We start from the raw sequence: 6,107 nt of genomic DNA on the forward strand, positions 1-6,107 counted from the left end.
TGCTAATGCTGGCGCTTTGATGGTTGGTCAACCAGAGTTCAAGCCTTGCACGCCTTATGGCTGCATGAAGCTCTTGGAAAGCATTGACTACCCTATTCGTGGTGCAAGGGCTGTGATTGTTGGCGCCTCCAATATTGTTGGCAAACCAATGGCGATGCTGCTTTTACAAGCCGGTGCTACCGTGACTATTTGTAATAGCAAAACTAGGGATTTAGCCCATCACACGAAGGATGCCGATATTTTGGTAGTGGCAACTGGTAAACCCAAAATGATCACTGGCGACATGGTTAAGCATGGTGCGGTAGTGATTGATGTTGGAATCAACCGGCTGCCTGATGGTAAGTTATGTGGCGATGTCGATTTTGATGCTGCTCAATATGTTGCCGGCTGGATAACCCCAGTGCCAGGTGGTGTGGGTCCCATGACCATTACGATGTTGCTCATGAATACCCTCGAGGCCGCAGAAAAGGCAGCCAAGCTTTAGCCCCTGAGAGCCGAGGAGTTTAGCTTTCTCGGCAAAAAATTGGACTGTCCATTAAGCTAGAGGGATGACTAATGCACCCTCTAAAACTCCTTCTGCTGAACTGGCAAAAAATCCTCTCGTTTCTTTTGGTCGTGGCCTAGCCCATTACCGTGAAATTGAACCTGCACACATCAAGCCAGCTATTGAATTCTTACTTGAAAATGCGCAGTTAGCTGTTGATCATGCAGTTGACCAGAACACGCCAGCACGCTGGAATGATTTGGCAGAACCATTAGAGAATGCCACTGAAGCATTTCTCATCTCAATAGCGTCGCTGACTCTCCGGAATTGAGATCTGCTTATGGAGAAATGTTGCCTAAGGTAACCGCCTTCTTTTCTAGTCTAGGTCAAAACTTAGCCTTATATGACAAGTTCAAAAAACTCAGTCAGAGCGCTGACTACAATAATCTAAATGCCGCCCAGAAAAAGGTGATTGCCAATTCTTTACGAGATTTTCGTCTTGGGGGCGCTGAGCTCTCAGATGATCTAAAACCCCGCTTTGCCCAAATTCAAGATGAGCAAGCAAGCTTGGGTAAGACATTCTCCGATCATGTCTTAGATGCTACTGATAATTTTGTTCATCTTGTTACCGATGAAACCCAGCTAGTTGGCCTGCCAGAGGATGTAAAAGCAGCTGCTGCTGATACCGCGCAACAAAAAAATCTCCAGGGATGGGCTTTTACTTTGCACTTTCCATCCTATTACCCAGTGATGCAATATTGCGAACATCGAGAACTAAGACGCCTAATGTACGAGGCTTATGCTACTCGCGCATCTGAACTCGCCCCTCAATATGGTGAAGGTAAATTAGATTGGGATAACACCCAAAACATGCTTGAGCAATTACGTTTACGCCATGAAGAAGCCAATATGCTTGGCTTTGAAAACTACGCTGCCTTGAGTTTGGCGCCGAAAATGGCTAATGATGTTAAAGAGGTTGATTTCTTTTTAACGGACTTTGCGCGTAAGGCCAAACCTTTTGCTCAAAGAGACTGGGACGAGCTTTGTCAATTTGCTACATCCAAGCTAGGCTTGGTAGATGGCATACAGCCCTGGGATAGCGCCTTCGCCGCTGAGCGACTGAAGCAAGAGCACTATGATTTCTCAGAGAATGAGCTCAAGCAGTATTTCCCTCTTCCTAAAGTGCTAGATGGTTTATTTGGGGTAATCCAAACGCTCTTTAGCGTTCGCATTGAACCCGCAGACTTGCCGACCTGGCACGACGATGTTCAATCATTTAAGGTTCAAGATCTTGATGGCAACATCCGCGCCTACTTCTATCTTGATCCTTATGCTCGCCCAGGAAAACGGGGTGGCGCCTGGATGGATGATGCCCGGGGACGCAGAGAATTACCCAATGGTGAAATTCAGATCCCAGTTGCGTACTTAGTCTGTAACTTTGCCCCGCCCGTCAAAGTTAATGGTGTCCTACGTCCACCGACAATCACCCATGATGATGTCATCACCCTATTCCATGAAAGTGGTCACGGTCTTCACCATCTTCTAACTCAAGTGAGCGCATTAGGTGTTTCAGGAATTAACGGGGTGGAATGGGATGCCGTTGAATTACCTAGCCAGTTCATGGAAAACTTCTGCTGGGAATGGGAAGTATTAGAAAAAATGACGGCTCATGTTGATACCGGTAAACCATTGCCACGCGAACTATTTAATAAAATGCTAGCCGCTAAAAATTTCCAAAATGGTTTGATGACTTTACGTCAGATCGTTATGTCATTGACCGACTGGAGACTACACTCCTCTTTCAATACTGAGAAAGCTCACGGGGCAGCTGTCCTTGAGGTGTCACGCAACATAGCCACAGACTTTAACGTTATCCCGCAACCTCCAATTTCACGCTGGATCAATACCTTTAGCCATATTTTTGCTGGTGGATATGCCGCTGGTTACTACAGCTACAAGTGGGCAGAAGTACTATCTGCAGATGCTTACTCCGCTTTTGAAGAGGCTGCCAAGCTGACTGGCAGTGTGTTAGATGCCGCTACCGGAAAACGATATCGTACGGAAATTCTAGAAGTGGGTGGTAGTCGCCCAGCTGCCGAGTCATTCAAGGCTTTTCGTGGCCGAGAGCCCAGTGTTGATGCCCTTTTACGTCACGGTGGTCTTGCCAGCTGAAGCCTAAGGTTTTAGCTGCGCAACGACTGGAGCATGGTCAGAGGGCTGCTCCCACGTACGAGGCTCTTTATCAATGGTACTTGCTATGCACTTGTTTTTTAGGTCGTCACTCAAGAGAATATGATCAATTCGCATTCCAGCATTACGCCTAAATCCCATCATTCGATAATCCCACCAGCTAAAGGTCTTAGGGGCTTGCTCAAACATTCTGAAAGAATCGTGCATACCTAAATTGATTAACCGAGCGAATGCATCTCTTTCTTGTGGAGAGACCAAATTTTGCCCTATCCATTTAGAAGGGTCATGAACATCAATATCGCTTGGGGCAATATTAAAGTCGCCCAATAAGGCCAATCTCTGATTTTCACTTAACTCTTGTTTGAGCCAATTCTCTAGGGCATTAAGCCATGAGAGCTTGTAGATAAATTTATCGCTATCGGGCGCCTGCCCATTAGGAAAATAGGCAGAAATCAGACGCATCGGTTGCATACCTTGAAAGCAGATAGTAGCAGCCAATATCCGCTGTTGATCATCAAGGTATTGGGGAATGTTTCGTACTGGCTTTAAAAAAGTAGTTGCCATATCAGTAGCCGTTGATGCTAATGCGGCACGTCGAACAATGATGGCGACACCGTTATAGGTTTTTTGACCGGCAACCAAACTCACATATCCGGCATCCTCTAAAGCTTGATGGGGGTAATTCTCATCAGTGAGCTTCAACTCTTGAAGGCATAGGGCGTCAATTGGCTGCTTTAATCGCTCCTGATCTTGTAACCATTGCAAGACTTGTGGCAAACGAACTTTTAAAGAGTTCACATTCCATGCTGCAATCCGTACTGACTCAGTCATTGATGCCAAGCTCCTGCAACTTGCGCGTAATTGTATTGCGCCCAATACCTAAGCGCTGGGCAGCTTCGACTCGCCTTCCTCTTGTAACCTCTAGTGCAGCCTGTAACACTGCCTTCTCAAATTTAGAACACAGGACGTCATAGACCTCTTGATCACCATCTTGAAGCATCTTGACTGCCAAGCGGCCTAAACCACTTTCCCAATCCAATGACGTAACTCTGGCAACATTTGAGCTTAATGATAAGGATTCACCTTCTAATATCACTGGCTGTTCAGTAGCCTCTGCCAATATATCTGCAGGCAAATCACTGACACCGATGACATTGGATGGAGTCATGACCGTCAACCAATGACAAAGATTTTCTAATTGACGAACATTACCTGGAAAAGGCATGGCACTAATATCCTTAAGCACCTCGTCAGATAACTTTTTAGGCTCAACGCCCAATGATTTGGCGCACAAAACCATAAAGTGCCTTGCCAGTACTGGGATATCTTCAGCACGTTCCCGCAATGGTGGCATGCGCAGACGAATCACATTAACACGATGCAATAGATCCTCTCTAAATACTCCTGCTGCAACACGCGCCTCTAAATTTTGATGGGTTGAGGCAATAATCCGCACGTTTGCCTTGATCGGATCCTGACCACCTACACGATAAAAGTGTCCGTCAGTTAAGGCACGCAAAATTCGTGTTTGCAGATCAAATGGGATATCGCCAATCTCATCTAGAAATAAGGTTCCACCATCTGCCTGCTCAAAGCGGCCACGACGTAAGGTTAATGCTCCAGGAAATGCGCCCCGCTCATGACCAAACAACTCCGATTCCAATAAATCTTTAGGCACCGCTGCAGTACTAAAAGTCACAAATGGCCCCTTTGCTCTTGGGCTATGTTTATGTAGAGCCTGAGCTACTAACTGTTTGCCAGTTCCGGATTCTCCGGTAATTAATACTGTGGAATGCGATTGGGCAAGACGGCCAATGGCTCTAAATACCTCTTGCATAGCAGGTGCTTGACCAATGATCTCAGTCGAGTCCTGCCTCCAGCCATTCACCTCCTTATTGCCCGATTGATTGCGTTCGCTTTGCTCCATCGCGCGACGAATTAACTCAACAGCCTTATCAATATCGAATGGCTTTGTGAGATATTCAAATGCGCCCCCTTGAAATGAAGACACCGCTGAATCTAAATCTGAATATGCCGTCATGATGATGACAGGCAATAAAGGATGGGTTTCTTTCACATTCTGCAAAAGATCGAGACCATTACCACGTGGCATACGAATATCGGAGACCAACACTGCAGGAGCATCTTTGTCTAAGGCATCTAAGACATCATTGGGATTAGAAAAGCTTTTATGAGGAATATTTTCACGCGTCAATGCTTTTTCCAGCACCCAACGAATTGATTGGTCATCGTCCACGATCCAAACGGGTTTCATAATACTTTCTCCTGCTTACGGTATGGAATTTGAATGTGAAAATCAGTACATCCAGGACGGCTATCACAAGCGATAAAGCCTTGATGTTGTTGTACAAACGTTTGCGCCAGAGTGAGACCAAGACCACTGCCACCTTCTCGCCCAGAAACCAATGGGAAGAAGATGCGTTCACGGATATCCTCGGGGATACCAGGGCCGTTATCAATCACATGTAAATCCATTGCCATCTTGTAGCGCTGCTTAGAAATCGTGACGGAACGGGCCACCCGAGTCTTGAGCTCAATTTGCGCTACCCCCTGTCGAATCTCTTCAGAGAGGGCTTGAGCAGCATTGTGGGCGATATTCAGCACTGCTTGAATCAACTGCTCACGATCACCCAATACCTCGGGAAGACTAGTATCGTAATTACGTATGATCCGCAGACCCTTAGGAAATTCGGCGAGCACAAGACTGCGTACTCTCTCAAGAGCCTCATGTACATTAAATGATTCCATCGCATGCGCTTTACGATGCGGCGCTAACAAGCGATCGACTAAGTTTTGTAAGCGATCAGACTCTTTAATAATGACTTGGGTATATTCTCGCAAACCCACTTCAGGCAGCTCAAACTCTAATAATTGAGCGGCGCCACGAATTCCCCCTAATGGATTCTTAATTTCATGCGCTAAATTACGCATCAACTGCTTGTTTGCCTCAACCTGCTGGGTAACGCGCTCATCACGCTCACTACGCAACTGCTGATCAATTGGAAACCATTCCATCATGATCAAAGCAGGATCTTCGAGACTTGCAATCACTACATGCGCAGGAATGGAATCTTGATGAATACTTCCCGGCAATGAATGCAACACCATCTCTTGACGCTGGGCTAATACATGCCCTGCTTGCACCTCTTCAATCATCAACTGTAAAGATTGATTTTCGCCAAATAAATCGCGCACAGACTGACCTTCAAGTGACTTACGTGAAAGATCTAAAGCTGACTCTGCAGCTGGATTCACGTAAACCAATTGATGGTTCTCCGCCTCAAATACCACGATGGCATTAGGCATTTGATCGAGCAATGTCGGAAAAAAAGGAGCAGCCGAAGCTGCCCCTTTGAACGAATTGCGCAACAGACCTGCGCTCAACATCTCTCCTTCGCTTACAGGGAGTAGT

Annotated in this window: 3 protein-coding genes and 2 pseudogenes; 2 read left to right on the top strand and 3 right to left on the bottom strand. The window is 46.3% G+C overall.

Features of this window, described 5'->3' with window-relative positions; genetic code table 11:
• Positions 1 to 484 (top strand): annotated as a pseudogene (locus tag B7X71_RS11260) (bifunctional methylenetetrahydrofolate dehydrogenase/methenyltetrahydrofolate cyclohydrolase); the annotation flags it as partial.
• 64 nt (positions 485 to 548) lie between these two features.
• Positions 549 to 2,656, top strand: a pseudogene (locus B7X71_RS11265) (M3 family metallopeptidase).
• Between the two features lie 3 nt (positions 2,657 to 2,659).
• On the opposite strand, the gene xth reads toward B7X71_RS11265, so the two are convergent.
• From xth to glnL, 3 genes are read right to left on the bottom strand one after another with little or no spacing between them, the layout of a single operon-like run.
• Entirely contained in the window at positions 2,660 to 3,505 is an 846-nt protein-coding gene (gene xth / locus B7X71_RS11270) for an exodeoxyribonuclease III (protein WP_293600770.1), read from the bottom strand.
• Complete coding sequence (gene ntrC / locus B7X71_RS11275) at positions 3,498 to 4,949, bottom strand: nitrogen regulation protein NR(I) (protein ID WP_293600771.1); 1,452 nt, start codon at positions 4,947 to 4,949, stop codon at positions 3,498 to 3,500. Before ntrC ends, xth begins: the two co-directional genes overlap by 8 nt.
• Positions 4,946 to 6,001 carry a nitrogen regulation protein NR(II) gene (glnL, locus tag B7X71_RS11280; protein WP_293600772.1) on the bottom strand — a complete coding sequence of 352 codons (1,056 nt, stop codon included), beginning with the start codon at positions 5,999 to 6,001 and terminating at the stop codon, positions 4,946 to 4,948. The genes ntrC and glnL overlap by 4 nt, the downstream gene beginning before the upstream one ends.
• Positions 6,002 to 6,107 lie beyond the last annotated feature (106 nt).

Source organism: Polynucleobacter sp. 39-46-10 (genome assembly GCF_002282275.1).

Excerpts from the sequence above, each read along its gene's own strand:
- xth (WP_293600770.1), bottom strand. The coding sequence starts at position 3,505 with ATGACTGAGTCAGTACGGATTGCAGCATGGAATGTGAACTCTTTAAAA.
- ntrC (WP_293600771.1), bottom strand. The coding sequence starts at position 4,949 with ATGAAACCCGTTTGGATCGTGGACGATGACCAATCAATTCGTTGGGTG.
- glnL (WP_293600772.1), bottom strand. The coding sequence starts at position 6,001 with ATGCCTAATGCCATCGTGGTATTTGAGGCGGAGAACCATCAATTGGTT.